Source organism: Myroides marinus, assembly GCF_900109075.1.
In the GTDB taxonomy this organism is placed as follows: domain Bacteria; phylum Bacteroidota; class Bacteroidia; order Flavobacteriales; family Flavobacteriaceae; genus Flavobacterium; species Flavobacterium marinum_A.
This window is the reverse complement of sequence record NZ_FNYS01000002.1, coordinates 84,689-110,291: the sequence shown is the minus strand read 5'-3', so window position 1 is coordinate 110,291 and position 25,603 is coordinate 84,689. Positions and strand designations below refer to the sequence as shown.

Genomic DNA, 25,603 nt, shown 5'->3' with positions numbered 1-25,603 from the left:
ATTTTGTGTGTTTATTAGGTTGAATGTCATTTAGTTAGTGTTGATAACTTTAGCTTGTTTATTGTCCTCTTTTTTGTAATTTTAATAGGTAAGTATTTTAAAATCAGATAGTATGAAGTATAGGAAGATGTGAGAGGAAGATGTAATGGGAGAACCTGGTTATAGTGTAGATGCTAAAGTAAAGTAGTGTCTAGTTATGTTAAAATTTGAACTATTTGTCATTAATACGCTTTAAAAATTAACTAATATTTGTAATTATCTGTCATGTTGTCTTGTTTTGACTTTGGCTTATATTTTGTATGTTTACTTTTAAAGCAATAAAACGATAAAGTATGATTTGGGTATTAATGATCCTAATAATGGGTGCCAGCTGGTTAGTTGGTAATCGATTAAAAAAGAAGTTTGAACAATACTCTGAAGTGCACCTTCAGAATGGTATGAGTGGAGCTGAGATAGCACAGAAGATGTTGATGGATCACGGTATTAGAGATGTAAGAGTAATCTCTACTCCAGGTAGATTAACAGACCATTATAATCCTATGGATAAGACAGTGAATTTAAGTGAGGCGGTATATAATGAGAGAAATGCTGCTGCTGCGGCTGTAGCTGCTCACGAGGTGGGACACGCAGTACAACATGCACAAGCATATCATTGGTTAACGATGCGTTCTAAACTAGTACCTATCGTAAACTTCTCATCATCTATTATGTCTTTCGTCTTAATAGGAGGTATTCTGATGCTTAATACGTTTCCACAACTGTTGTTGTTTGGGATTATATTATTTGCAATGACAACGATATTTTCTTTTGTGACACTACCAGTAGAGTACGATGCGAGTAGCCGCGCATTAAAGTGGTTAAAAGATAAAAACATGGTAACACAGGCTGAACTTGCTGGAGCTGAAGATTCATTAAAGTGGGCAGCTCGTACTTATGTTGTAGCAGCGATTAGTTCACTAGCGACATTACTGTACTATGTTATGGTGTATATGAATAGACGATAAAACAATAATAAAAAGCCAAAAAACAGAACGGCCTCCCAAGTGGAGGCCGTTTTATTTATAGCGGGTTGATGGTAATCATTAATGGAATATGATCTGATATTCTTCTAGCGATTGTTATGTCTTCAAAGTCTTCGAAGAACAAGATAGGTTTAGCTTTTACGAGCTCATTCTTATCTGTGTGATAGAATATATTATCATACTCAGATGCTAAGCAATCTCCTTTAATACACTTCTGTTTTAAACTCGATTTTTGCTCCGTAAAGCTTGGTACATAACCTAACTTCTTTAATGGATTGAATACACTGTGTTGCTCTGTTAGATTGAAGTCTCCTAAGAAGATCAGATTGTGCTCTGGATATACTTCAGGAAAGAACTTTAGATATTTGATCTCTGTTTCGGGCTGGTGTTTAGTAGGTAATGTATGTATACTACTTATCGTCAATTCTTTTCCTTTATAAATGAAAGTTGCCATATAAGGCTCCCTTTCTATTTCTTCTACATAAGTTGGCTCTAAGAATGGTTTACCTTTTAGTTTTACCTTACTTGTTTTCCACAAGTAGGCGTATCGTTCTGATCGATATGGAGAACTTACAGTGGGATCACTAATAGCATAATCCCATTTCGCTCCTGATGAACGGTTAAGTTCTTCGTGAATCTTAGCGATAGTTTGTGCTCCTGATGGATTAGTCACTACTTCTTGAATTGCTATAATATCAGTCTGCTTGATAACTTTAGCTATGTATTCGATGTTTTCGTCTGTTTTACTCTTTCCTACGTTTAGTAAGTTCCACGTCATTATCTTTACCTGTGCATCCACAGAAAAAGAGGTTAATACGGTAGTCAGTAATAGAATTAGGGCTTTTAAAAATCTAGTATTGGGCATATTGAAATGTGTTAAAGACGTTATATTAAATTGTTTTTATAAAGAGGCTTTTGTAAAAATGATGTATTTTTACGCGGTTTTATTTTGCACCCGTACCTCTTTTGAAAAGGGTGACAAAATTAGTAATGTAACTGATATAAACTCTAAAAATTGAAAACATTTTCTTCTATATCAAATTTTGAAAGTGATAAACGTGTAGTAGCAACTTTAGGAACATTTGACGGTGTACATATCGGTCATCAGATGATTATAAAGAAGCTTGTAGATTCTGCTAAAGCAACAGGAGGAGAAAGTCTAGTATTGACGTTTTTTCCACATCCTCGTATGGTTTTAAAGCAGGATAACAGTATTCGATTACTGAATACTATAGAGGAGAAGAAAGAGCTTTTAAAAGGGCTAGGATTAGACAATCTAGTTATTCAGAAGTTTGATTACGAGTTTTCGCAGCACACAGCAGAGGAGTTTGTAAAGAAGGTATTAGTAGATCAATTTAATATCTCTAAGATTATTATTGGTTATGATCACCGTTTTGGAAAAAATAGAACTGCAGATATCAATGATCTTAAAGCATTCGGAGAAAAGTATGGCTTCGAAGTAGAAGAAATATCTGCTCAAGAGATAGACCACGTATCTATTAGCTCTACAAAAATACGAACAGCTCTAGAAGAAGTAGGAGATATGACATTAGCCAATGAGTTTTTAGGTTATGAATATTATTTCTCTGGAGTAGTAGTACATGGTAAAAAACTAGGACGTACACTTGGTTTTCCAACTGCTAACATCGTAGTTGACGAAGACTATAAGTTGATCCCTAAGAATGGTGTCTATGTAGTAGAGTCAGAATTAAATGGTGAGCTAGTAAAAGGTATGATGAGCGTGGGTATTAACCCTACTTTTGCTGATCATCCATATACTATAGAAGTAAATTATCTAGATTGGAACGGAGATTTATACGACCAAAAGCTAAAAGTTCGTATCTTAGACAGAATAAGAGATGAATTAAAGTTTAGTGGACTTGATGAGTTAGTTGCGAAGTTAAAAGATGACGAGCGAGTGACTAGAGAGTTCTTCAGTGCTTATGAAAGAAAGGTTGTACCGTCAGATAGATAATTCACCATTAATTATCTTCCGTATTTTATTTGGTTTTTTATTCGCCTGTGAATCATTTGGAGCGTTAGCTACAGGTTGGGTAAAAAGCAATCTCGTAGACGTTAAGTTTACATTCTCACATATCTATATGGACTTTCTGCAGGTATTAGTAGGACCTCAGATGTATGTCTATTTCTTTCTGATGGGATGTGTATCTGTAGCAGTCATGATAGGATATCGCTATAAATGGACTATGCCATTACTTACGGTGTTATGGGCAGGTGCTTATTTTATACAGAAGACTTCTTATAATAATCATTATTACATGCTATTAGTGATATGTGTGTATATGTGTTTTCTACCTGCTAATAGATATGCTTCGTTAGACGTTCGTGATAAAAGGGTATCAGAAGAGTTATCTATGCCGACGTATATCTCATGGCTATTTATCTTCCAAGTAGGAATGCTATATATCTACGGAACAGTAGCTAAGTTTTACCCAGATTGGTTAGACGGAACCTTTACTAAGCTGATGTATGAGGGTGCCAATATACCTGATGTATTTAAAACTGTATTTACGCAAGATTGGTTTGCGGTGACTATTGCTTATCTAGGAATAGTATTCGATGGATTAGTAGTATTCTTATTGCTTAATAAACGCACTAGAACTCTTGCGGTGATTGCTTCTTTAGTGTTCCATCTATTTAACTCTATAACACTTCACATAGGTATATTTCCATATTTTGCTTTAAGTTTTGCAGTGTTCTTTTATGACCCTAATCAGGTAAGAGGTTGGTTCTTTAGGAAGAAGCCTCAGTTAGATGAATCAGCAATAGTGGAGGCACAATCTACAACCATAGGATTAACACCCTCTGTTAAGTACTTTCTATATGCTTTTATGTTTATACAATTGGTGCTACCGTTAAGACACTATTTTATCAAAGGAGATGTGTTATGGACAGACGAAGGACATCGCCTTAGCTGGCGTATGATGCTACGCTCTAGAGGGGGGTATACTAACTATATCACTGTAGATAAAAAGACTGGAGAGCGCAAGTATTACAATATAGAAGAAGTATTAACAGACAAACAAATGGCTAGGCTATCCTCTCCAGATATGATTTGGCAAATGGCACAGTACATTAAAAAAGAATACAAGACTAAAGGTCAAGAGGTAGAAGTGTATGCAGAGAGCTATGTATCAATTAACAATAGAGAGTTAAGTCGATTTGTAGATCCTAATATAGATTTAGGAGCAGTTAGTTGGAACTACTTTACACATTGTGAATGGATACTAGACAAACCTTTTTAAGGCATAACTCAATATAGAAATAACAAAAAACGCATACTATCTAGTATGCGTTTTTTGTTATTTATTAGCTTCAGCTAACTCTTTCTTATATTCTATTAGGTGTAGTTTGGTATCGTACTTTCCATAAGTAAAGTAGTTTATCCAGTCCCCTAAGTTGATGTATTTAGAGTTTTCATTTAGATCTATAATCATAGGTAAATGACGATGGCCAAATACGAAGTAGTCATAATGAGCTGTCTCTAGTTTGCGTTTAGCATATAGTATCAACCATTCATTATCTTCTCCTAAAAACTTGATATCCTCATCTCCAGAGATCAGCTTATTCTTCACAGATAGATAAGAACCTAGTCTTACTCCTACATCTGGGTGTAGCCATCTGAATAGCCATTTAGAGAACGGGTTAGTAAATACCTTCTTCATTCTCTTATACCCCATATCTCCAGGGCCTAAACCATCACCATGACCTATAAAGAACTTCTTACCATTAATGTCAAATACTTTAGGCTCGTGATATACAGGTATACCTAGTTCAGTCTCAAAGTAGTCACCCATCCATAAATCGTGATTACCCACGAAGAAGAATACTGGTATTCCCTTATCCTTTATCTCTGCTAATTTCCCTAGTATTCTGACGAAACCTTTAGGCACTACAGTTTTATACTCAAACCAGAAGTCAAATAAATCCCCTAGTATGAATAGAGCTCCCATATCATCCTCTTTCTCACGTAGCCACTGTAAGAATATCTCTTCTCTAGGAAGACTCTTCTCACGAGTAGGTGCGCCGAAGTGCTGATCAGAAGCAAAGTAAATGCTCTTATCTGTATTAATCGTAAAACTCAATGCTTATAAATTATCTGATTGATGCCATTCAGCATATGATGATTCTGTCTCTTGTAATCTTAATGAGTATAGTTCTATCCCTTCAGGTAGCTTGCTCTTAATCTTCTCAGCGAAGTCTATAACCATATTCTCGCTAGTCGGTTGGTAATCTACTAAGATTACGTGATGACCGCGTTCTTCTAGTTCTTTTGCTAGTTCTATATGAGGGGTATTTTTATTGAAAACAGTAGCGTGGTCGAATACATCTACGATGTCCCCTTTCACTATTTTTTTTAAGTCTCCAAAATCTATAACCATACCATACTTCACATTCGTGGTATCTTCTATAGGTGTACCGATTACTGTTACCGCTAGTTTATAACTATGTCCGTGTACGTTACGACATTTACCATCATAACCATACAGAGCATGTCCTGTCTCAAATGTGAATTGTTTTGTAATTCTAATCTTAGGCATAACTAAAAATTTTGGCAAAGGTACATAAAAATACAGTTGACCTCATAAAATAAGACCTTGCTTTTAAGTTAACAGCTGTGTTAACAAGGACTAGAACAATCTGTATCGCACTTGAAACGATACTTTAGGCCACCAAGTAATACGGTTTAACCATTTTTCTGCCTTTTCATTGTATTCACCAGATTCACTTAAGTCAAAGACTACTTTAGTGCCATCTTGTTTAAGAACATAATCACCTTGATACATCATACCTAGTTCGAATGAGAAGCCTAATCTTTTACTAGTTACCACACGTCCAATACCTATTCCTAAGTACGGTTTGATGATATTACCTAATGTCACATCAGCCTTTAGATCCCCTTCAGCCATCTTTAATAAGTTTCCCTGAAAATCTAAATCAGGCCATTCTGTTATCTCAGGTCTTAGTTCTGCTCTGTTTCCTTTATGATCTATAAAGTAACCACTAAGGTCAGTTTTATTCTGACCAAAGTATAGACCTCCTGAGAAGAAGAACAGACCATCAGGTACAGGGTAATAATCTACTAATGCATGAGCATGTATCATGTGATTTTTACCTTTGATAGATAAGTTCGGTTTATAACCAAAGGCCTTAGCTAGATTACCATCTGGATCATCTACACCAATATCATAATACTTAGAGTCATAGAAGAACAAGTCAATACCTCCTCTAAGTTTTAGTGATTTAGAGATAGGAGTAAGTACCTCCATCGTAAGTCCCATAGTAGATACACCAGCACTTAAAGTCCATTCGTAGAATGGGTAGTCAGAGTAATGTATAGCGATATCCTCTCTGGCGAATTCATCACCACCTACGTGGAGTAGGTATGAAGTAGAGCTATTGCGCGGTAGTGTAGTAGCTTTTTTCTTCTTCTTTTTCTTTTTGTCTGCTTTCGTTTCTTCAGCAGTGGTAGTATCTGTATTAACAGTATTTTCTTCTTCTAACACAGGTACTTCTTCTGTTGCTAGAGCAGTTTTAGCTTGAGGTAGTATCGTTTCTTCCGTTTCCTCTACTTGTTGTGCATGGGATGCTGTCGTACACAGAAGTACAAAACCTAAAGTAATTAGAGCTATATGTTTCAATGTGTATTTGTTTTAAAATATACGGTAGTTGATTTGTAGATTAACCATAGGCCACCATTTAAGCCATTTGGTCACTTGATCAGCATCTTGTATAGACGCTTCGACATCGCTAGTAGATACTACCTTCTGTCCATTCTGTCTTAAGGTGTAATCACCTTGATATAATACACCTAGTTCAAATTTTACACCTAGACGTCTCTTTGATACTGCTCTACCTAACCCTATACCAAAGTAAGGCTTGATAGTTTGTCCTAATTCTAGTTCAGCATCTATTCTACCATTATCTATATTTAATTGTTTTCCATCAAAGTCAATAGTAGGCCACTCATATCCAGGTCTTAACTCAGCTGGATTTCCATCGCCATCAGTAAGTATCCCTTTAGCTTTTATTTTATTACTTCCTAGGTAAACTCCAGCTGTGAAGTGTAAGATACCTTTCTTGAAAGGATAGTAGTCTACTAATGCATGTCCATGAAAGGCATTTAAAGAACCTTTTGCCTCGTAAGTAGGAGTAAAACCAAAGGCATCATGTAGAGAACCCTCATTATCATCAATGTCAAAGTCGTATTGTTTTGTATTAAAATTAAAGATGTCAAAACCTGCTCTTAATTTAAGACTCTCAGTGATAGGAGTGGCAGCTTCAAATGTGAATCCTAATGTAGATACACCAGCAGAGACATTAAGATGGCTCATAAAACCTCCGTCATAATGAGAAGTGCTATATCGTCCCTTGTCCTGATCTTCTAGTGTATAAGTGGTATTGGCGAATAAGTTGCTACTGAATAGCATTAAAAGTGTTAAATACTTAATTGTTTTCATAGTCTTATATTTTCTATAAAGATAAGATATGAAGTTAATTTAAGTTAAAAATTATTGTAAATGTGTGGTTTTTATTAGTTAGCATCCATGCAGTATTATAGCAAGGTTGACTACCCATGCGATAATTTAGTCGTGACTTAGTGATAAATCTGTCGTGACTCCGTTGTTTTTAATAGAATGACGGAGTTAGTACGGACTCATAACGGACTTATAGCGGAGTCACTTGATACAAAATAAAAAGCCTTCTAATAGCAGACGCTATTAGAAGGCTTTATATATGACGGTTATTAATGACTATTTCTTTTTGAATTGGTTTAGCGCATTTACAGTGAAATCTGATAATACTAATTTACCAGATATCTTAGCACGCTGATATAAAAGCTCTGTCCAGTGATCAGTACCTTCCCAGAATACTCTTTTCATCTCGTATAAGGCTTCTGGATTATAACTACTTATTCTACTAACGAATGTGTCTATCTCTAGATCTAATCGTTCTACTGTGTCGTATACCTCACCGTATAGTCCATGTGTCTGTGCCCAAGTAGCTGTTTTCCATTCATGAGCATTTAGAGACATATCTGTGAATGCAGTCTTACCTATTTTGCGTGACACAGCAGGCTCTATCACGAAAGGACCTATCCCGATAGCTAACTCTGACAACTTAATAGCAGCATTAGATGTAGCGAAGCAGTAGTCACATGCAGCTGCTAATCCTACTCCACCTCCTACAGCTTTGCCATGTATACGGCCTACGAATATCTTAGGACTCTTACGCATCGCATTAATCACGTTAGCAAAGCCAGAGAAGAATGCTTGTCCTGTCTGAGTATCTTTTATAGATAGTAATTCGTCAAATGAAGCTCCTGCGCAGAAAGCACCAGTTCCTTCACTCTTTAATATTATAGCGGTTATATTGGCATTGTCACTTAGGGTATTAATCATCTCTGTTAGTTTCTCAAGTTGTGAACTAGGAAAAGAGTTACTAGCAGGACTATAGAATGATAATGTAGCTACTTTATCTTTAATCGTTTCTGTTATAAATGGTGTGTTTTGGTCTTGGCTCATAATTTTAATTTTCTTAAAAGTAAGGAATATTGTGTTATATAGCCCTTTTTTTTACTAATCATGGAGTTTTGTAAACTTTAACAGTCACATTATGTGAAGATTAACGCTATTATTTTACTACTAAAAAGGGAATGTAGGTATCTACTTTCTAGACTGTTTCTTATAAATCAGCAATAATTTTACATTTTATCAAAAAATAATAATTTTTCACTTGCTTTTAAGAGTTTTGTTTAAGGTGTAGGAGAGGTGTTTTACTAGGAAACTGATTTGTTTTGAGTAATTTTGTGCAATAATTTTAATAATTTATTCAATTATTGTTTTGATGTAATTGTCAGATATATAGTTTGTTGTGGGTTATTTGAATTGTGTGGTTATCACAAAAGGTGATTTTTTTCTAGTAAAAAACAAATGTGGCCTAATATTTGTTTCTTTTAAGAAAAGTAGATTAAACAACTAAAGCTAGTGGAGCTATAGTGTATAAGAATAAATAACTGCATTGGGTTGATCAGCTCAGGCAAAAAGTGAAAAAGGAAAAAGTAAAGTATCAAAAAAAAACAGCAACGATTTTTCTTAGTTGCTAATCACAGTCAAATTTAGTGGGAGTCAGATACCTAGTATATAGGTGAGGACTTTTATGCTCTATACGGTCGATAGTTATGGCTATTCGGTGCAGGGATAATCTGTCTCGTATATAGAGGTTTTGATAAGTTTTATGATGCTGTAAATGTGTAGGTTAATTAAAGTATGAGAGAAAATAAGGTATATGTTTTATTGTTGATTATAAGTGTGTTCTTAGGGCAGTTTTCTCCTGTATACGCACAGTTTAATATACAAGAAAGCTTCACTCATAGATCTGTAAACGACAAGGTTAAGTATGGGGATAATGCTGTACTGACTGCTGATGGTAAGATAGATGATTATGGTAAGGGATGGCTTCGGCTAACATCAGATAAGACTAATCAGAAAGGATATATGATTATTGATGAAAGCTTTCCTTCTACTAGAGGAGTACTTATCGAGTTTGAATATAAGTCATGGCGTAGTAGGAATGCAGGAGATAATAGAGGAGCAGATGGTATTTCAGTGTTTTTATTCGATGCAAGATATAATGCTAAGACATTTGCTTTGGGAAGTTATGGAGGAGCTTTAGGTTATGGTCCGTCTAGTGAGAGATATGGTGTGACTGGTGGATATATAGCAGTAGGACTAGATGAGTATGGAAACTTTACTAGTCAAGCAGTTAATAAGCCTTCTGGAAGTTATTTTGAGCAGAGTGTAGTACTGCGAGGTAAGATTACAAATAGTATGTCTACTACTGCTAAATATCTTAAACATATAAAGAAACCTGGTAATAAGAATATAGATTATGGTATAACAAAGACTAGACCTGATGACTATAACTTCTATCGAAAAGTACAGATAGAGATGAAACCAGTCTTAGAAGAAGATACTACAAAGAGAAAACCAGATGGAACTTATGAGATGAAGAAGAAGTTTCACATTAAGGTTCGTATTCAGTCAGATGTAAAAGGGAGCTATGTAGATGTGATTAGTTATGTATATGATGAGTTGCCTTATGATAATCTGAAGATTGGTTTTGCGGCTTCTACAGGGGCTTCTGTGAATAATCACGAGATACGCAATCTGAATGTAACTACGCCTGAAGGGCTGTTAATCACAAAAACTGTGGATAAGCTAGAAGCTAAGAAAGGTGATAAGTTGATTTATACTATAGATATGTCTAACCACTCTTCGGACTTATATAAGGATTTTAAGCTAAATGATTATTTGGCAACAATAAAAGAGTTCTTCAGAGTAGACGAGATATTCTTTGACAATAGAGGGAATGCTAAGAATACATTAATTCCACCTAGTAATATACCAAGTATATATAGTGCTAAGAACATAGAGAACTGGAAGGTGAGTTTAGATGCACGCTCTACTTCTCGTATAGTGATACACGGTACAGTGATAGGTTATCCAGGTAAGGGAGTATTAACTAACGAAGCGTTTTTAGATGTGAGTAATCTGAAGTTGCCTTATGTAGATAATACTAAGCTGTATGGTATAGCTGAGACTGTGATAACAGGTAAGCCTCATCCTCGTCCAACATTATCATCTGATACAGGTGTGATGTGTCAAGGTGAAGAAGCATTATTAACAGCTAAAAAACCAGTAACAGCTATCGGCACTGTAGAGTCTTATAGATGGTTTAAGGATGGTACCCTGTTTAAGGTAAGTGAGGTAGACGGAGACTTAGTGGATAGGGTGGTAGAAGAGTTATTACCTCCTGAGAATATAAGAGTGACCGAGCCAGGTAAGTATAGTGTGGTTTATGTAATAAATGGGGTGAGCTCTGAGATGTCTAATGAAGTAGATATCAATGTTAATCCTATACCGAGACTACAGTTAAGAGATCCTAAAGACGCTTTAAGTTATACGCTTAATATAGGTGATTCATTCGTACTGCCTGTGATGATAACTGCTAATTCTACTGATGTGATTAAGTGGTACGGGCCTAAAGGAGAGGAGATATACGATAGAACTGCACCTAAGACTTTTAATAAAGAAGGGGTGTATAACTATACGGTAATAGCCGAAAATGTTAAAGGATGTACAGATATTAAAACAGTACAAGTAAACGTGTTTAACAATGCGTCTTGTCCTCCTACTTATGAGAGGTATTGGGCTACTGATTATACAGCGTGGTATTCAGCTCTGACAGGAGGAGTAAGTAATAAATCAAATGCAATAGATGGTCGACCAGATACTTACTCTACTATTACTGTAGGACTAGGGTTATTAGGATTGGGAACTACCTGGCAAAACATCTACTTTAAAGAAGATCAGGAGGCAGGTACACCAGTGACTATTAAGCTAGGTAAAGAGTATAGTGGATTAGTTGCCCTTGGTGGTATTACAGTGGTAGGATTAGATAAAGATGGTAAGAAGATAGGTACACTACAGGGAGTAGATGGTGGTCTTGTAGATCTGTTAGCAGCAGATAATGTATTAGAGTACACCTTCGTACCATCTAATAAGAAAGGACCTCAGAAGTATAGAGGAGTGCAAGTGGTACTGGGATCTACAGTGGGGGTAGCGCAGAATGCTAAGGTATATGGAGCTTATATTAAGAAAGAAGTAGATACGCCATCGTGTAATCCCGTGTTGCCTAATATAAATCCTAATGTGTTAGATGTGCTTCATGGAGTAGAAGATATAGGATTAGGAGTAGCGAGTGCTACAGCATCAGTGACAGATCCGTGGAATGCAGTAGATAATGATTTAGATAGTTATGCTGTGATTAGTCGTGGTGTAGCTGTGGCTAATATGGCTAGTCTGACTGTTGTATTTAAGCAGACTGCTATGCCTGGAGATGAGTTGCATATCACAGCTGAGAATAAGAATCTAGGTATACTGAGTTTAGAACTAGTAAAAGGGTTTAAGATACAGCGATACTTAGGAGATAAGAAAGTAGGAGAACCACTGACAGAGTCTAATGGAGCACTTCGACTTAGGCTACTAGGTATCGGAGGTAGAAATAGGTATAGAATTATAGTAGCTCCATCAACAGAGCCTTTTGATAGAGTTAAGATATCGTATGGTTCGGTAGTAGGTGTACTAGGAGACTTTACTCATATCTATAATGTTGACTTGGTACCTAGTGTTGATGTTGGGATGCAGACAGAAGTAGATGAATATGGTTATGAGCTAGAACAGGTGTTACAGCTATGTGAGGGCGAACCGCTGCGCATTACTCCACAGAACAGCCATTGTACTACGTATGAAGTGTATACTTCTGCTGATGGTAGTACTAGACTACCCGCTCTTAATGATATGTTCACGATAGACTTATCTAAGCATTATAAAGTAGGTGAAGAGTTTACAGTATACGTACAGGCAGTGAGAGGTGGATGTAATATCGGAAGTAGAACACCTATCAAGATAAAGATCAATAGCCAATCAACTATAGAGAAAGTTGTGGCTGAGGATAGTAAAGGAAAACAAGAAGTAGTAACGGGGGAAGTAAAGATAAAAGGAGGAAATCCTCTAAAGCTTATTCCGATCATCACAGGTGAGATACAGAGTTATAGTTGGGAATACTTATTTGATACAGATAGTGAGTGGAAAACAATCCCTTTTATGACAATAGATAACCCAGTGGTAGAAGTTAGAAGGACGATAGTAGAACGCGATAGTAAAGGGAATGTAAAGTATGATAGCGAAGGGAATCTTGTGTTGAAACAAAAAGGAGGAACCTTTATCACTAAGCCAGGTACGGGGATTGCTACTATTAACTTCCCAAAAGACGCGATGGTTAATGGAGAGAATTGGCATAATAAGAAAGGTAAGATAAGACTTACTGTGACTAACCTAACGGGGTGTAGCACTTCAGTAATGTATGATTTAGCCATCTTAAAAGGATATAGAAGTGGGATATACTCTAATCCGATGCTACCAAGTAAAAAGACAAAATAACAAAACATAGAATAAAAGACAGAACAGATGAGAAAGATTACAATTTTAGCCGCTTTATTAGGATCAGTTTATACAGCATCAGCACAGGTAGGTATCGGTACGCCGGACCCTGTTACATCAGCAGAGCTTGAGATCTTATCAGAACATAGAGGGGTTTTAATACCACGTGTTAGCCTTACAGATTTAAAAGTGTTTGCTCCAATTGAAGGAGAAAAAGTGGAGAGTTTATTGATCTATAATACAAGTGAAGTAGCAGATAAAGATATCTTAAAAGGGTTCTATTACTGGACGACAGAAGAAGGTGGTAAGTGGAATAGAATCGTTAGTAAGGCGGAGTTGACAACTGTTATCAATAACTTAGATAATAACGTGACTAAGTTAGAAGGGGATATCAAGAATATTCAAAATGTTATCAACTATATCGTTCCTTCTAATCCTGATAATAAAGATAATAAGGAAGAACATACTACTATCGTATTTGATCCAGTGAAGAATGAGTTTAAGTATGTGACGTACAATACTACTAATAATAAGTATGAGACGAAAGATATAGATATGGAAGATATGGTAATTAAAGAAGAGACTAAAACGTTCTTCCGTATATTACCAGTGAGTGGAGATAATAAGACTAAAAAGTACTTATTCTTCTCTGAGACTACTATTCAATCTTGGTTAGCTCAAAAAGGAAATGAAGGTAAGAAAGAAGAAGATGTGCCTAACGATGCACCAGGTGTTATTACAATTGATGTAGTTGGAGAGATCACAGGTGATATTAACCATTTCTTTAATACTAAGACTACTGTATTAAAAGAAGGTAGTACTACTGAATATTATACTGTAGAGGAATTGATTAAGAATATGTCTACTAAGGTAGATGGTAACGTAATCTATACTAATAAAGGTGGAGATAACTGGGAGTTTCAGTTCTATAACAATGGGAAATATGATACTATCAATCTTAAAGAGTTAGTAGCAGGTACAGAGACTACTACTGTAGTAGTGCCAGTAGTTAAGGAAGGTAAGACTGTAGGGTATAAGTACTTTAATGAAGTAGAGGTAAAAGCATTCTTAGCAGCTAATAGTGGTAAGACAGTTACTGATATTAATGGAGAAACAGCAGGAGGAACTTCTGTAAATGTAGTAGGTGATATCGTAAACAACTTTAACGACATCTTAAACCAAGAAGTTAAAGAAGGAGATAAGACCTATAAAGTGGGTGATCTAATCTCTAAGTTTATCAATAAAGGTGGTAATGTGTACTATGGTAAGATGACTGAAGCTGGTGAAGAAGTATTCTATACTATCGATGAGAGCGGTGCTAAGAAAGAAATTAGCTTTGATTTTATTACGAATTATATCACTAATAATGTAGATAAGATTAAGAATATCTTAGGTGATCATATTAGTAATGGTAAAGTGATCTTTACAGGTAATACGATTAATAATAAGAAGGTGTACAAGTTTATGGGTGAAACTAGTATTGGTGCACATTCAGCTAGAACATCTGGTGTGGTTATCCCTAAAGAAGCTAAAGTTGGTTCGGTAGTAAGTATCCAAGTATTACAAGGAGAAATGTTGAAAACTACTGCTACTACAGATGTTAAGGTAGAAGGTAATACTTTAAAATTTAATATTGGATCAGGTAATCAATATATCATGATCGGACAAGGAAGCTATAACGTTATCGTTGAGTTTACAGAGTAAACTAGCATAACGGCTTTAACGCAAAACAAACAATAATCAAAACAACTCACACTGTGTGCGAGTCTTGTATTGAGACTCGCACTTTTTTTCAATGATTTAAAGATAAATGATGAAGCAATTATATTTCGCAATGCTTGCTGTGCTATTTAGTACTGTGAGTTTTGCACAAACTAAAATTGGTACATCACCTGATATAAATGCAGACGCAATGTTCGAAGTCGAATCTACTAATAAAGGGCTATTGTTGCCCCGAGTAGAGTTGAAGTCAACTAAAGAGGCTGCACCAATGAGTACTCACGTAGCGGGGATGACAGTGTATAATATGAAGGCACAGAATGATGTGTTAGTAGGATTTTATTACAATGATGGAGAGAAGTGGCAACAGATGGTCACTAAGGATTATAAAGCTGTAAAGTTCTTCTATATGCCATCTATTGTATTTGACACATCAGAGGATCGCAGTGGAGTTACTATTAATCTGTTTGAGGAGTATAAGAAACAATTTGCCCTACAGAACGATAGTCACTTTATCAGTGAGGGAGCACCTAAAGCAGGGATACCTTATTTTGAGAAAGCAACAGACTTGTACTACTATGTAACAAGTTATGATAAAACAGTCTTTACCATTAAGTCTATTACCAAAGAAGGATTGATGACTTATGACGTAAAGGCACAAGCAACAGACTGTACGATTATGAATATCGTATTCGTAGTGAAAGACTAACCTAGTTATAGATTGAGATGAATAAATATTTGAGATTACTATTACTTATTGGAGTATTGCCAAACTTGTCTTACGGACAGGCAGTAAATAAAGGTCAGTTTTATATAAAACCTGGCTCTGTAGTCTCTGTGTATTATCCGTTAGAGAATAAGGAAGGAGGAGACTTTATGAATAATGGAGAACTCTTCTTACACAACAATCTTATTAATAATGGAAAAGAGTTTGACTTTAAAGGTAAAGTACCACAAGGAAAGACTTATCTAGTAGGTAAACACTTGCAGTTGATAGAAGGCAAAAGTCTAATCAACTTTAATTCTTTAGTGCTTAATAATCCTTCTAAACGCAAAGCATTTGAAGTAAAAGCACCTTTGAGCATTGCTGGAGATGTAGAGTTTAAAGAGGGTATTGTAAAGGTTGATTCTTTACAGGGGGCGTTTACCTTTCTAAATCATGCTAAGGTAAGCAATGTAGGAGATCACAGCCATATCGAAGGAGCAGTAGAGAAAGAGGGTAATGAGCAGTTTACGTACCCAAAAGGTGACAAAGGATACTATAGAGAAGCGACTATTTCTGCTCCAAAGCATGAGAAAGATATCTTCTCTGGGCGTTATAGTTTAGATGATAAGAAGTTCTTTAAGATAAGAGGTAATGTATCTGGAGTAGTAGATAAGCTTAATACTCGAGAATATTGGATTATAGAGCATTCTAAGTCTACATCGAGTAATGTTATCCTGACATTGACTTGGGATGAACGTACTACCCCAAAAGAGATTTATGCTAATGCAGCAGATAATTTACATATACTACGTTGGGATGCTAAGCAACAGCTCTGGGTAGATGAAGGAGGTATAGTGGATGTAGATAATAAGACTGTAAGTACACCAACATCGTTAGAACAGTACGGTTTCTTTACGTTAGGAACAGTTAAGACGGATAAGTTACTAAAAGGAGATGTGGTAATCTACAACTTTGTTAGTGCTAATGGAGATGGTCAGAATGACTTCTTTAGAATAGATAATATTGACCGATTCCCTAATAACAAAGTAGAAATATTTAATAGATGGGGAGTGAAAGTGTATGATACTAGTAATTATAATAGTAACGATAATGTATTCAGAGGGTACTCAGAAGGCCGAGTGACAATGAATAAGAAAGAGCAGTTACCTAGTGGTACTTACTATTATATAATCTCTTATGAATACAAGGACGAATCAGGATCACGTATGATTAAGAAGACAGGGTATCTACACTTAGAGACCAATTAATAATATTGAGATGTGGAGTGCTTATGTGCTCTATACACTTAATTTTTATAACCTTACCGTAGTTGTAAAGAGCTGAAGTAGAAATGCTTTGGCTCTTTTTTGTATAAAAAATGTTAAGAGTAAAAAGTTCTTTTCTCTGTTTTGCCTATTTAATAATTATCAAAAAAACTAAAAATATTTGAATTGTTTCATTGATAAAATGGAGCTTTCACTAAATATACCTTTAGTAATCACATATTATGTTTAAAACAGTATAATGTTAAATGTTTGAATAATGTAATAATGTATTAAGAAAAAGTATCTTTTATATCTAATCAGACACTTGTAATTTAGCATCAGAAATCACAGTTGATTATTACTATAAGAATAAAGAACGCTATGCTATCGGAGGCGGGTCTGTTAAGGGTATATATGGTGTTGAATGGATGACAGGTTTATAATAAAACACACTATAGTCATAAACAGAATTTTGTTTAGTACTGATAGCTATCTCGATCTGATTAAGAAAGAAAGTCTCACAAGAGATAGTTATAACTTTAGTAGAGTTATTCTCTTTCTTTTCTTTAGACGAATGGTCATTTGCGATTTCGAATATATTATATACATACATATTAGCTGTAGGGCAAAAGCGCAAGTCTTTAGAGCATATTGATTTGGCAGAGAAGTTAGTTTTCTCTACACCAAATACTGCAAATATCAGGATGAGCAGCCAAGCTATATGATTAATATAATGTTTCATTGAGATACAAATATATTTGTTTCTAGTTAATAACTAGAAAATGTTGTCAAAGATGTAGGTTATTTAACATTTTAAGGACGTGAAAGAGAAAGTATTGTTTTTTGAAGTAATGACTCAAGAGGAAGCTCTTGAGATAGCTTATAACTGGAAGTATGAAGGGGCTATGAGTTTTTATAATATGACTTCAGATCAAGAGGATTTAGAGAACTTTTTAGATGCGGATGCACGAGGACAGAACACATTCAGTGTACGCACTAAACGCGAGAAAGAGATGATAGCTTATTTTCACTATTATTTAGTGGATAATAATACTGCGGAGATAGTACTAGCTATTAATCCTCATTGTCTACACAGAGGATACGGAAGCGAGATTATCGAATACGTAGAAGAAGCCTTATCTGTGCGAAAAGGAGTTAAGAAACTTACTGTAGCTGTAGCTGAGTTTAATAAGACGTGTATTAACTTCTATGAGATGCAGGGGTTTAGAAGTGCTGGAGCCTTTAATAATTATACTAATGGAGGCATGTACACTTTCTTAAAGATGGAAAAGAGTATCTAGCGATACTTACTCCATCATTTTTTTGACAGAGTAGTTTAATCCTAATGCAGCTATAACTACTAGTGCAGCAGTACCTAACCATAGCACATCATATCCTAGATGTGTAGCAACTTTAGTTCCTAATATAGGAGAGATAATAAAACCTATAGCGAACGTTAATCCGTTTACTCCCATATAAGCTCCTTTATTTTTACTACCAGCACGCATAGCAGTCACTGTTGAGGTAAATGGCATAGCTAACATCTCAGAAACACATAGGATAGTCATAGATGCGTATATAGCTATATATCCATGGTCAAAGGCTAGCATACCATATCCTAAAGCACTAATCATTACACCGTAGACAATAGTCTGTCTAATGGTAAAATAGCGCTCAGCTACGTATACTAATAACATCTCGGTTAAGAAAATAAGTAATCCACTATATCCTAGGATAAGCCCTATCTCTACTTCATCAAGTCCTGCTGCTTTCTCATAGAAGATAGGCAAAGTACTTAATAGCTGTAAGAAGGCGATAGAGTAGAGTGTACAGAATAAACTGTATACTAAAAACATTTTATCCTTATAAGGAGATTTATTAGATACATCTGCCACCTCATTTAACTCATCTATATCTCCTCGCTCTAATAGAAGCTCTTTATTCGTCTTTCTCCCTTTAAAGAAGTAGATGAATACTATAGCAGCTAAGAACGCTGCAGTAGCGTTTACATAGAATAATAAAGCATAAGATATAGCAGCTAAGATACCTCCCATAGCAGGACCTATAGAGAATCCTAAGTTAACAGCCATTCTGTTTAGTGAGAAAGCACGAGTGATATTCTCAGGTTTTGCATACATTGTGATCGCTACAGAGTTAGCAGGTCTAAACATTTCGCTGACAGCACTCTGTAGTAACATCATAAGCGCTAAACTTATGACAGAAGTGAAGTGTGGTAACATAACGAATACAGGAATACTACCTAAAAGGCTTAAGTATTGTACTTTATAATTACCTATTTTATCTGTTATCCAACCACCTAAAGTAGTACCAATAATAGATCCAACACCAAAACAGGCTAATACATAACCTGTCTCCTCTTGACTAAAGCCAAGTTCTTTAGTCATATACACACCTAAGAAGGGAAGTACCATGGACCCAGACCTATTAATTAACATCACAATGGCTAGCATCCAAGATGCTGTTGATAAACCTTTGTAAGAGTCGATATAGATTTGAGCTATTTTCTTCATAAGTGGTGGTGAGTTATAGTGTTATTCTGGTTGTTCTGGCGGTACTTTGTTTTGTATTTCTGTATTAGTGACATCGATACCTCTTATAGCCTTATAATATGCAGCTCTACTTAGAGGTTCGTACTCTTGAGTTTCACCTAGCATAACGATATCTTCGTTAGCAGCTTTTCTAAAGCTGTAGTTAGCTAAGTTACCTGTACGAGTACAGATAGCGTGTACTTTAGTTACTTGTTCTGCTGTAGCCATTAAGTAAGGCATAGGTCCAAAAGGTTGTCCTTTAAAGTCCATGTCTAATCCAGCTACGATCACTCTGATACCTGAATTAGCTAAGTCATTACATACACTTACTATTTCGTCGTCAAAGAATTGAGCCTCATCTATACCTACTACATCGCATCCATCAGCTAATAATCTGATATGAGCAGCAGATGGTACAGGTGTAGAGCGTATCTCATTAGCATCGTGTGATACTACGAATTCGTCGTGATATCTAGTGTCTATAGCAGGTTTAAAAATTTCTACTTTTTGCTTTGCAAATTTGGCTCTTTTAAGTCTGCGAATTAGTTCTTCAGTCTTACCAGAGAACATTGAACCACAGATAACTTCGATCCAACCAAATTGTTCTTTGTGATTAACGGGATTTTCGAGAAACATTTTGTAAATTTCAGGCTGAAACCAGCGATTTTTTCTGTTATTTTTGTAATGAGCAAATTTATCAAAAAAAGCTCGTCAATTTACTAATGCAAAATAAAAGTTATGAAGAAAGTCTTAGAAGGAGAGTTGTTAAGTCTAGCTCATCGTGTATTACAATTGAAGGATAGGGAGATAGATAGTCTCTTTAGAGAATCAAAAGAATTATACGAGAAGCTCTTAATCTTAAAGTTTTACCAGGATCACTTAGATGAAGGTAGGATTAAGGACGTCTCTCCTGAGCGATTAAATGATGCACTGAAAGCTGTAGCGATTACTAATTTAAATACTACTGTAGCAGATGATACAGAGCGTCATCAGATGCCTGTAGATCTAGTAGAAGAAGACTATCCAATAGTAGCTGAAACAGAGAAAGAAGCTATTAATGTTATGGATGAAAGTCTGCTAGCAGATAAAGTGTCTAAGATAGCGCCAGAGGTTAATGAAGTATCGTCTGTCGTTTCTCATAGTGTTACTTATGACGAACCTTTTATTACAGATGTATATATTGACGAGAGTACAACTGAAGAAGATGATGCTCAACTACACAACTATCTAGATCAACATGAAGCAATGCTAAAACAAGTAGACGAGAGAGGGGCTGCTGTGAATAGCGAACAAGTTGCTGCTCAATCATTGTTAGAAGAAGAGTTGGAGGAAGACGCAGATGATATTGAGGTATCAACTATTTTTGAAGAGGAAGTAATCATTGAAACATCAATAGTTGAAGAACCAATAGCAGAGGAAGCTCCAATAGTAACTCCTGGAGTAGAAGAGCATATGATTATCGCTGTAGAAGATGATATACCTGCATTTGAGAAACCTTTATCAGAGTTTACATCTCCTGTGTATCAACAAGCTCCTGTAGCAGAACCTACTTTTACTGCACCAGTAGTTCATAAGTTAGAAGATGAAAAGGTAGAAAGCATAGAAGAGACATTAGTAAATATAAATCAGCAATTTGCTTCAGCTACTTTTGATGAGCCTGTAATAGAGAAACCAATCATCAATACTCCTGCTGCTGTAGTTGAGACACCTAAGATAGTAGAGGAGAGAACAAATGTGAATGGCAATAAATCATCTAACGAAGATCCTTTCTTTGGTTTTGATTTTAGTGATGTAGAATTTGTACGTGTAGATGATGTTGATGAGAAGATAGTAGAGAAGTTTGACACACAGTTTGTACCTGTAGAGCCGAAGGTTGAAGAGCCTGTAGTACAACAGGTAGTAGTAGAACCTACTCCAGTAGCAGCTCCTAAGGTAGAGACGCCTGCAGCTCAGAATACATTATTTAATGTAGAACATACATCTGTACGCGAACCGAAGATTAGTAAACCTAAATCTATAAACGATATTTATAATACAACTATAGTAGTAGGGTTAAATGATAGAATAGCTTTTGAGAGACACTTGTTTAACGGTAGTGCTGAAGACTTTAATAGAGTACTTTCACAGTTAAATACTGTTAGTTCTTTTGACGAAGCTTTAAGCTTAATAGAGCATTTAGTAAAACCAGAATACAATAACTGGGAAGGTAAAGAAGAATATGCAGAACGTTTTATGGCGTTAGTAGAAAAACGCTTTATATAATTATGGGGAAACTTTATTTGGTACCTACACCAATTGGAAATTTAGAAGATATGACATATCGTGCAATCAAGGTGTTGCAAGAAGTAGATTATATCTTAGCAGAGGATACACGTAACAGTGGTAAATTATTAAAACACTTTGAGATTACTACACCTATGTTTAGTCATCACATGCATAATGAACATAAGACCATAGAAGGGTTAGTAAAGAGAATGCAAGCAGGAGAAACCTTTGCACTTATTTCTGACGCGGGGACACCTGCTATATCAGATCCTGGGTTCTTATTGACTCGTGCCTGTGTAGAACAAGGGGTAGATGTGGAGTGTTTACCTGGGGCAACTGCTTTTGTACCCGCATTAGTAAATAGTGGATTGCCTAATGACAAGTTTGTTTTTGAAGGATTCTTACCAGATAAAAAAGGAAGACAAACAAGGTTCTTAATCTTAGCAGAAGAAACGAGAACGATGATTATTTATGTGTCTCCTCATAAATTAGTCAAAACTCTAGTAGAGTTTAAAGAGTACTTCGGAGAAGAGCGACAAGTATCTGTATCTAGAGAATTGTCAAAACTACACGAAGAAACAGTGAGAGGAACAGTTACTGAAGTTCACGCACACTTTGAAGCGAAACCACCGAAAGGAGAAATCGTAGTGATCGTAACAGGAAAAAGTAAATAGAAATAACGCTAAAGTTTACATAGAATCAATGTATGACGCTTATTTAAGTGTCATACATTGATTTTTTTTTGATACATTTGATAAAAACAGAACATTATGTCACATAAAGTAACTACAACTTGGATAGAAAATATGCAGTTCGAATCGACTAATCCTAGTGGAGGAACGATAAGAATAGACGCAGGACCTGAGAATGGTGGAGATAATAAAGGATTAAGACCTAAAGCTTTAATGTTGTCTGCATTAGCAGGTTGTTCTGGATTAGACATTGCTCATTTGATTAAAAAGATGAGGTTAGAAGTGTCTAATTTTAAAATAGAAACGGATGGATTACTAACTGATACAGATCCAGCTACATATCATACTGTTATAGTAGATTACCACTTCTACGGACCTAACTTAGACGAAGGTAAACTAAAGAGAGCAGTAGACTTATCTATAGAGAAGTACTGTGGAGTTATGGATATGTTTAGAGAATTTGCAGACGTACAAACTAATATTTATTATCATAAAGAGTAATTAATGCGCTGGTATTTAAAACAAGATCCAGATGAAAAAACAGTTGCTCATTTACAAGAAGTTTTAGGCGTTAATGCCATTATAGCTCGTTTATTAGCGCAGAGAGATATCTCTAGCTATGACGAGGCAAAACAGTTCTTTAGACCTTCTTTAGCAGATTTGCACGATCCCTTTCTGATGGCAGATATGGCTAAAGCTGTCCATCGTATTATCCAGGCTATAGAGACACATCAGTCTATATTAGTTTTTGGTGATTACGATGTAGATGGTACTACTTCGGTAGCTCTGATGTACTCATACTTACGTCATTTAGGTGCTGAAGTAGACACTTATATCCCTGATCGATATAATGAAGGGTATGGTATTTCTTATCAAGGAATAGACTATGCTATACAACATGGTATTAAACTTATCGTAGCATTAGACTGTGGAATTAAGTCTATAGAACACATCGAATATGCTAAGCGCCATGGTGTTGATTTTATCATATGTGATCATCACCTACCTGGGGATAGTATTCCAGAGGCTATTGCTGTCTTAGATCCCAAACGAATTGACTGTGCATATCCATATAAAGAGTTGTGCGGTTGTGGAGTAGGTTTTAAGCTTATTCAGGCAGTACATACTACATTAGGAGAGCCTTTTGAAACGATACAACCATATTTAGATTTAGTAGCTACAGCTATTGCAGCAGATGTAGTACCTATCACTGGAGAAAATAGGGTGTTAGCACATTACGGCTTACAAGTGATTAATAGCAATCCTAGACCAGGGCTTAAAGCGCTTATGCAACTTTATAATCTAAATACCTATACGATGAGTGACATCGTGTTTAAGCTAGCACCTAAGATTAATGCGGCAGGTCGTATCGAACATGGTAATTTTACTGTTCATTTATTGACAGAAGAGACTGACGAAGCGGCTAATAAGACTGTAGAGAAGATAGTGCGTATTAACGAGGAACGCAAGTCATTAGATCAAGGGATTACAGAAGAGGCTTTAAAGCAGATAGTCGATAAGAAACTTATTAATTCTAAGAGTACTGTAGTCTACAGTCCCTCATGGCATAAAGGTGTGATAGGGATAGTAGCATCGCGTCTTATAGATACCTATTATCGACCTACTATCGTGTTTACAGATAGTGGAGAACATCTAGCAGCTTCAGCTCGTTCAGTGAAGAACTTTGATATATATCAGGCACTAGAGGCCTGTTCAGAACATTTGATACAGTTCGGTGGGCATATGTATGCTGCTGGCTTAACAATTAAGAAAGAGAACTTAGAAGCATTTAGTCAAAAGTTTGAAGAAGTAGTGACTAATACAATCAACGAGACTGATCTAATCCCTGAAATAGAGATAGATTCGAAGCTGAAGTTTTCGGATATAACGGATAAGTTTCTTCGTATCTTAAAGCAGTTCGAACCTTTCGGACCAGGTAATCCAAGCCCTTGTTTTTTGAGCAAAGATGTTTTTGACACAGGCTATGCTAAGCAAGCAGGAGGACAGGGAGAGCACCTAAAGATGACATTGAAGCAACGCAGAGTTACAGGATTTAAGTTTAGCGCTATAGGCTTTAACTTAGGTAATCAGTATGAGGGTGTTAGAGAGAAGCGTTCTTTTGATGTTATATATTCCATAGAAGAGAATAACTGGAGAAATAAAACTACTATTCAATTGCAAATAAAAGACATGCAATTGTCATGGTAATTGAATAAAGTATTATTTTTATCAAGTATTAAAACTATTTATCAATCCTAATTTTAAAAAAATGAAAATCGCAGTAGTAGGCGCTACCGGTATGGTAGGTGAAATCATGCTAAAAGTATTAGCGGAGAGAAATTTTCCTGTAACAGAACTAATCCCTGTGGCTTCTGAGAAGTCCGTAGGTAAGGAAGTAGAATTTAAGGGTAAGAAGTACACTATAAAGTCTATGGAAGAAGCTGTTATGATGAAGCCGGACATTGCTTTATTTTCAGCTGGAGGTAGTATTTCATTAGAATGTGCTCCTAAGTTTGCGGCTGTAGGTACTACAGTTATCGACAATTCTTCTGCATGGAGAATGGATCCAACAAAGAAATTAATCGTTCCTGAAATTAATGCTGACTCTTTGACTAAAGAGGACAAGATTATTGCTAATCCTAACTGCTCTACTATCCAGTTAGTAATGGCTTTATCACCTCTACATAAGAAGTACGGTATTAAGCGTGTAGTAGTTTCTACATATCAGTCTATTACTGGTACAGGTGTTAAGGCTGTAAAACAGTTAGAGAACGAATATCAAGATATTAAAGGGGACATGGCTTATAACTATCCTATCCACCGAAACGCTATCCCTCACTGTGATGTATTCGAAGACAATGGGTACACTAAAGAGGAGATGAAGTTAGTAAAGGAGACTAAGAAGATTCTTAGAGATGATACAGTATTAGTGACAGCTACAGCAGTGAGAATCCCTGTAGTAGGAGGACACAGTGAGACTGTGAACATAGAGTTCGCTAATGACTTTAACTTAGGTGATGTACGTCAAGTTCTTCATGAGACTCCAGGAGTTGTAGTACAGGATAATACAGATACTAACACTTACCCTATGCCATTATATGCACAAGGTAAAGATGATGTATTCGTAGGACGTATCAGAAGAGATGAGAGTCAAAAGAATACTTTAAATATGTGGATTGTAGCTGACAACTTACGCAAAGGCGCGGCGACTAATACAGTACAGATAGCAGAATACTTAGTAGCTAATAATTTAGTATAGTAATTATACTAATAGGAATATTTGAAAAGCATTAGAAGAAATTCTAATGCTTTTTTATTTTTATTGTTGTAAGTAGTACAAAATGTATTAATTTAGTATT

General features: G+C 35.8%; 22 protein-coding genes. 13 read left to right on the top strand and 9 right to left on the bottom strand.

Going from position 1 to position 25,603, the window contains the following annotated elements; all coding sequences use genetic code 11:
* Positions 1-332 precede the first annotated feature (332 nt).
* The gene (locus BMX53_RS02830) at positions 333-1,004 is read left to right on the top strand and encodes a zinc metallopeptidase (protein WP_074744546.1); all 672 of its coding nucleotides are present in this window, start codon (positions 333-335) and stop codon (positions 1,002-1,004) included.
* A gap of 55 nt (positions 1,005-1,059) precedes the next feature.
* Here the strand turns inward: BMX53_RS02830 and BMX53_RS02825 are convergent, their stop codons facing one another.
* Positions 1,060-1,887 (bottom strand): endonuclease/exonuclease/phosphatase family protein, encoded by an 828-nt coding sequence (locus tag BMX53_RS02825; RefSeq protein ID WP_074744544.1) that lies wholly within the window; start codon positions 1,885-1,887, stop codon positions 1,060-1,062.
* Positions 1,888-2,037: 150 nt separating this feature from the next.
* Between BMX53_RS02825 and BMX53_RS02820 the strand changes: the two genes are divergently transcribed.
* Positions 2,038-2,997 (top strand): bifunctional riboflavin kinase/FAD synthetase, encoded by a 960-nt coding sequence (locus BMX53_RS02820; RefSeq protein WP_038985970.1) that lies wholly within the window; start codon positions 2,038-2,040, stop codon positions 2,995-2,997.
* On the top strand, positions 2,966-4,288 hold the full coding sequence (locus BMX53_RS02815; RefSeq protein WP_074744543.1) for an HTTM domain-containing protein: 1,323 nt from the start codon (positions 2,966-2,968) through the stop codon (positions 4,286-4,288). Before BMX53_RS02820 ends, BMX53_RS02815 begins: the two co-directional genes overlap by 32 nt.
* Before the next feature lie 57 nt (positions 4,289-4,345).
* On the opposite strand, the gene BMX53_RS02810 is transcribed toward BMX53_RS02815, so the two are convergent.
* The 5 genes from BMX53_RS02810 to BMX53_RS02790 all read right to left on the bottom strand — a co-directional run bounded on the left by BMX53_RS02810 (position 4,346) and on the right by BMX53_RS02790 (position 8,569).
* Complete coding sequence (locus tag BMX53_RS02810; RefSeq protein ID WP_038984809.1) at positions 4,346-5,128, bottom strand: UDP-2,3-diacylglucosamine diphosphatase; 783 nt, start codon at positions 5,126-5,128, stop codon at positions 4,346-4,348.
* Positions 5,129-5,131: 3 nt separating this feature from the next.
* A complete protein-coding gene (locus BMX53_RS02805; protein WP_038984808.1) occupies positions 5,132-5,584 on the bottom strand; it encodes a 6-pyruvoyl trahydropterin synthase family protein in 453 nt (150 codons plus the stop codon).
* A 90-nt stretch (positions 5,585-5,674) separates the two neighbouring features.
* Positions 5,675-6,685: a hypothetical protein gene (locus BMX53_RS02800; protein WP_074744541.1), complete on the bottom strand. Its 1,011-nt coding sequence runs from the start codon at positions 6,683-6,685 to the stop codon at positions 5,675-5,677.
* 12 nt (positions 6,686-6,697) lie between these two features.
* A complete protein-coding gene (locus BMX53_RS02795) occupies positions 6,698-7,504 on the bottom strand; it encodes a hypothetical protein (protein ID WP_074744539.1) in 807 nt (268 codons plus the stop codon).
* Between the two features lie 294 nt (positions 7,505-7,798).
* Positions 7,799-8,569: an enoyl-CoA hydratase/isomerase family protein gene (locus tag BMX53_RS02790; protein ID WP_074744537.1), complete on the bottom strand. Its 771-nt coding sequence runs from the start codon at positions 8,567-8,569 to the stop codon at positions 7,799-7,801.
* Positions 8,570-9,313: 744 nt separating this feature from the next.
* Between BMX53_RS02790 and BMX53_RS02785 the strand changes: the two genes are divergently transcribed.
* From BMX53_RS02785 to BMX53_RS02770, 4 genes are all read left to right on the top strand, one after another.
* The gene (locus BMX53_RS02785) at positions 9,314-13,048 is read left to right on the top strand and encodes an L-type lectin family protein (protein WP_074744535.1); all 3,735 of its coding nucleotides are present in this window, start codon (positions 9,314-9,316) and stop codon (positions 13,046-13,048) included.
* 27 nt (positions 13,049-13,075) lie between these two features.
* A complete protein-coding gene (locus tag BMX53_RS02780) occupies positions 13,076-14,752 on the top strand; it encodes a hypothetical protein (protein ID WP_074744533.1) in 1,677 nt (558 codons plus the stop codon).
* A gap of 106 nt (positions 14,753-14,858) precedes the next feature.
* Entirely contained in the window at positions 14,859-15,476 is a 618-nt protein-coding gene (locus tag BMX53_RS02775) for a hypothetical protein (protein ID WP_083394382.1), read from the top strand.
* A gap of 17 nt (positions 15,477-15,493) precedes the next feature.
* The gene (locus BMX53_RS02770) at positions 15,494-16,741 is read left to right on the top strand and encodes a T9SS type B sorting domain-containing protein (protein WP_074744529.1); all 1,248 of its coding nucleotides are present in this window, start codon (positions 15,494-15,496) and stop codon (positions 16,739-16,741) included.
* A gap of 376 nt (positions 16,742-17,117) precedes the next feature.
* Here the strand turns inward: BMX53_RS02770 and BMX53_RS02765 are convergent, their stop codons facing one another.
* Positions 17,118-17,480: a hypothetical protein gene (locus BMX53_RS02765; protein ID WP_038984800.1), complete on the bottom strand. Its 363-nt coding sequence runs from the start codon at positions 17,478-17,480 to the stop codon at positions 17,118-17,120.
* Positions 17,481-17,559: 79 nt separating this feature from the next.
* Here BMX53_RS02765 and BMX53_RS02760 point away from each other — a divergent pair, with 79 nt between their 5' ends.
* Positions 17,560-18,039: a GNAT family N-acetyltransferase gene (locus BMX53_RS02760; RefSeq protein ID WP_074744527.1), complete on the top strand. Its 480-nt coding sequence runs from the start codon at positions 17,560-17,562 to the stop codon at positions 18,037-18,039.
* Positions 18,040-18,045: 6 nt separating this feature from the next.
* On the opposite strand, the gene BMX53_RS02755 is transcribed toward BMX53_RS02760, so the two are convergent.
* Together BMX53_RS02755 and BMX53_RS02750 are read right to left on the bottom strand one after the other, a co-directional pair.
* Complete coding sequence (locus BMX53_RS02755; protein WP_038984798.1) at positions 18,046-19,269, bottom strand: MFS transporter; 1,224 nt, start codon at positions 19,267-19,269, stop codon at positions 18,046-18,048.
* 21 nt (positions 19,270-19,290) lie between these two features.
* Positions 19,291-19,923, bottom strand: coding sequence for a thymidine kinase (locus BMX53_RS02750; RefSeq protein WP_038984797.1), 633 nt, complete (start codon positions 19,921-19,923; stop codon positions 19,291-19,293).
* Between the two features lie 102 nt (positions 19,924-20,025).
* Here BMX53_RS02750 and BMX53_RS02745 point away from each other — a divergent pair, with 102 nt between their 5' ends.
* The 5 genes from BMX53_RS02745 to BMX53_RS02725 all read left to right on the top strand — a co-directional run bounded on the left by BMX53_RS02745 (position 20,026) and on the right by BMX53_RS02725 (position 25,503).
* Positions 20,026-21,549, top strand: a complete 1,524-nt coding sequence (locus tag BMX53_RS02745; protein WP_074744525.1) for a hypothetical protein — start codon at positions 20,026-20,028, stop codon at positions 21,547-21,549.
* 2 nt (positions 21,550-21,551) lie between these two features.
* Complete coding sequence (gene rsmI, locus BMX53_RS02740; protein WP_074744523.1) at positions 21,552-22,226, top strand: 16S rRNA (cytidine(1402)-2'-O)-methyltransferase; 675 nt, start codon at positions 21,552-21,554, stop codon at positions 22,224-22,226.
* 96 nt (positions 22,227-22,322) lie between these two features.
* Positions 22,323-22,745: an OsmC family protein gene (locus BMX53_RS02735; protein ID WP_038984793.1), complete on the top strand. Its 423-nt coding sequence runs from the start codon at positions 22,323-22,325 to the stop codon at positions 22,743-22,745.
* Positions 22,746-22,748: 3 nt separating this feature from the next.
* Positions 22,749-24,452: a single-stranded-DNA-specific exonuclease RecJ gene (gene recJ / locus BMX53_RS02730; RefSeq protein ID WP_074744521.1), complete on the top strand. Its 1,704-nt coding sequence runs from the start codon at positions 22,749-22,751 to the stop codon at positions 24,450-24,452.
* Positions 24,453-24,513: 61 nt separating this feature from the next.
* Entirely contained in the window at positions 24,514-25,503 is a 990-nt protein-coding gene (locus tag BMX53_RS02725) for an aspartate-semialdehyde dehydrogenase (RefSeq protein ID WP_063176992.1), read from the top strand.
* Positions 25,504-25,603: the final 100 nt, after the last annotated feature.